The following is a 2,781-nucleotide window of genomic DNA, read 5'->3' as shown; positions in this document are numbered from 1 at the left end:
TGGCTTTCTCGGGATCGTAGGCCTTGTCAGCCTCGATCGCCGCGTCGACCAACCGCTTCGTACCGGGCAACGTCTCGAGTGCCTCGCGACTGGTAAACGTCTCAACGGGTTTGCCACCCCACGCCGATTTGATCACCCCGACCGGCACGCCGAGTTCCTGGTGCAGCTTTCTGGCGAAGAAGAACGCGACCGCCGAGTAGCTCGCCAGGGTATCGGGCGAACAAACACTCCACTGTCCGGCAATGTCGTCCTGGGGCTCCACCGCAGTCGTCGTGGCGGCATTGAACATCCGGATCGCCGGCAGGTCGGATTCGGCCAACGCAGCGTCGTAGCTTGCCGCCCCGCGCATCGTGAATGCCATGTTCGATTGCCCCGATGCAAACCAGACCTCGCCGATCAACACGTCATCGATCTTGATCGTCTCGCTGCCACTGCGAATGGTCAGTGTCGATCCCGAACCGTCGGCCTTGCCGGTCTGGATGCCGACCCGCCATTTTCCATCCGAATTCGCTTTGGTCGTCGCGGTCCTTCCCTTGAGTTCCAACACGACTTCGGCGTCTGGGGTGGCGGTGCCCCAAATCGGTGCCGATCGCTCACGCTGAAGCACCATGTGGTCACTGAAGAACTGGGGAACCGAGAGCTCGGCAAACGCCACAGCCGGGCAGACCAGCCCGAGCGTCAGAAACAGAAGGAAACGTTGCATGATTCAGTGGAGGGTGGGCGGAATAAAGTGGCGTACGCTTCCAGCTTGCGATCTTTACGGTAACGCAAGCTGGAAGCGTACCTGTCGTTTTAACGCAAGCTGGAAGCTTACGCCACTTTTTAGCGGATGGTGACGAAGTCGTTGTGGTTGAGGATGGCTTGGGTCAGTCGGGAGCGGATGACGGCGTCACGGTCGGCGGCGTCGTGGGATTGGAGTTCGGGAAGCGTTGACATGGCATCCCAAAACGCGGCGCATTCGGATCGCTCGGCGTCAGTCGGTTCGCGGCAAAGCAGTTGAAAAAACAGTTCATCGATGAAGTCCGACGGTGCATCGGTTTTCAGACCGGCGGCGATTCGCGATGCGATTTGAGACGCCATTTCGATCGCGAGCTTGCTGTTGGAAAGCGCGAGTGCCTGCTGGGGCACGATACTCTCGCTGCGTCGATAACACTGCAGGATGTCCGCATCATCGAACATCGCCAGAAACTTGTCTTGCTGGTCGCGGGAATGTTTGAGGTACACGCTGCGACGCATGGCGGTCGGACCGGGATCGATCGACGGACCTTCCATTTTCGGATCCAGTTTTCCGCCCAGCGACAACAAGCTGTCGCGGACGAGTTGCGATTCCATGCGTTTGGAGTTGGCCCGCCAGTAGTAGCGGTTCATCGGATCACCTGTTCGCGTTTGTTCGTCGGCCGTCAGTGTCGAGGAGGACAAACGGTACGCTTCGGACGTCACGATCATTCGATGCAGATGCTTGAAACTCCAGCCCGACTCCATGAATTCAGCGGCCAGGAAATCCAAGAGTTCCGCGTGCAGCGGTTTCTCGGCACGCAATCCGAAATCGAACACGGACTCGACCAGTGGTGTCCCAAAGTGCCGCATCCACACGTGGTTGACCGCAACGCGGGCGGTCAACGGGTTTTGTCGCGACGTGATCCATTTCGCCAGCGCGAGACGCCGCCCGGTGCTGACCGGTGCATAGACCGCTGGGTAATCGGGCTCCTTGTGCTCCGGGGTCTCGAGTGCTTTTTTGGACCCACGCAGCGACGCGTAGCCCGGTCGGGCGTCAGGCTGGGCCTTTTCCAATTCTTTCAACTTCTTTTCGGCGGCCGACTTCTGGTCCTTCGCCGATTTTAATTTTTTCGCATCGGCGGCATCGACAATCATCCGATAGTCCGCATCGGCAATTTTCGCCTGCAGCTGTTTTCTCGCGGCGTCCCGGGCCAGGCTGTCGGTTTCAGCTGGCGACGGCGACGCGACGTAACGAGCGTTGTCGGCGGCAATGGTCGCGTGCACCGAAGCCAAGGCCGCGTTGGCCGATGCCAATTTCAACTCCGCGACGATCACCGCGTTCTCCGGGTCGACCGATGCAGCGGTTTGGTTTCCCGCTGCGGTCAGTTCGCTATCCGGCGACAGCGTTTTGAGCGTGATCTCGTCAAAGGCAACGGTCGCATCAAAACCGCTCAAGCTAAAGAAACCGTCGCGACGATCGGGAAGTTGATAGGCGACGACCAACTGATCATCCAACCAAACGTTGACCAATGTGTCTCGGACCGCGATCCGCAGGTGGTAACGCTGGCCGACCTTGATCGGCATCGCCTTGCGACCTTCGGCCGGATACGTGCTACTGCCACCACGCGTGTACGCCACTTGGACCTTGGGTCCGGGGGCGTGGGCGCTGGTGTAGACGTAATTCGAAGACTTGCCGTCTTCGGACTGGTCGAATCGAAACGTCACTGACTTGTACGTCGACCCACCAGTGGTGCTGTAAACGCAGTCCACTTCGAAATCACGCGGCAGCGGCGGGACCAGCCGTATCATTTCCGACTCACGTGTCGACCTTGTTTGATGCAACGCACCGTCGCGATACTGCCACCCGTCCCCGATCAGTCGCCACCGTTCCGGTGCGGGCTCATCGAAGGTGTCCGTGACGCTCCATGATGGGTCCTCAACCGGAAGCGTGTCCGGCTCCGCCCCCGGCTGATCGGCCAGACGCTTCTTGGCCGCCGCCAGTTCTCGCTCGGCGGATTCAACTTCTGATTCGGCTTTCTGGATCGCCGCTTGCTGGACGTACGA

At 59.8% G+C, this 2,781-nt stretch carries 1 protein-coding gene and 1 pseudogene; both read right to left on the bottom strand.

Features of this window, described 5'->3' with window-relative positions; genetic code table 11:
- A pseudogene (locus ABX749_RS28475) lies at positions 1-703 on the bottom strand (hypothetical protein); the annotation flags it as partial.
- Positions 704-822: 119 nt separating this feature from the next.
- A partial coding sequence (locus ABX749_RS28470) for a DUF1553 domain-containing protein (protein ID WP_372899013.1) occupies positions 823-2,781 on the bottom strand: 1,959 nt, incomplete at its 5' end.

The organism is Stieleria sp., assembly GCF_041595215.1.
Taxonomy (GTDB): Bacteria; Planctomycetota; Planctomycetia; order Pirellulales; family Pirellulaceae; genus Stieleria; species Stieleria magnilauensis.
Note: the sequence above shows the minus strand (reverse complement) of the source record. Positions and strands in the feature narration are given on the sequence as shown.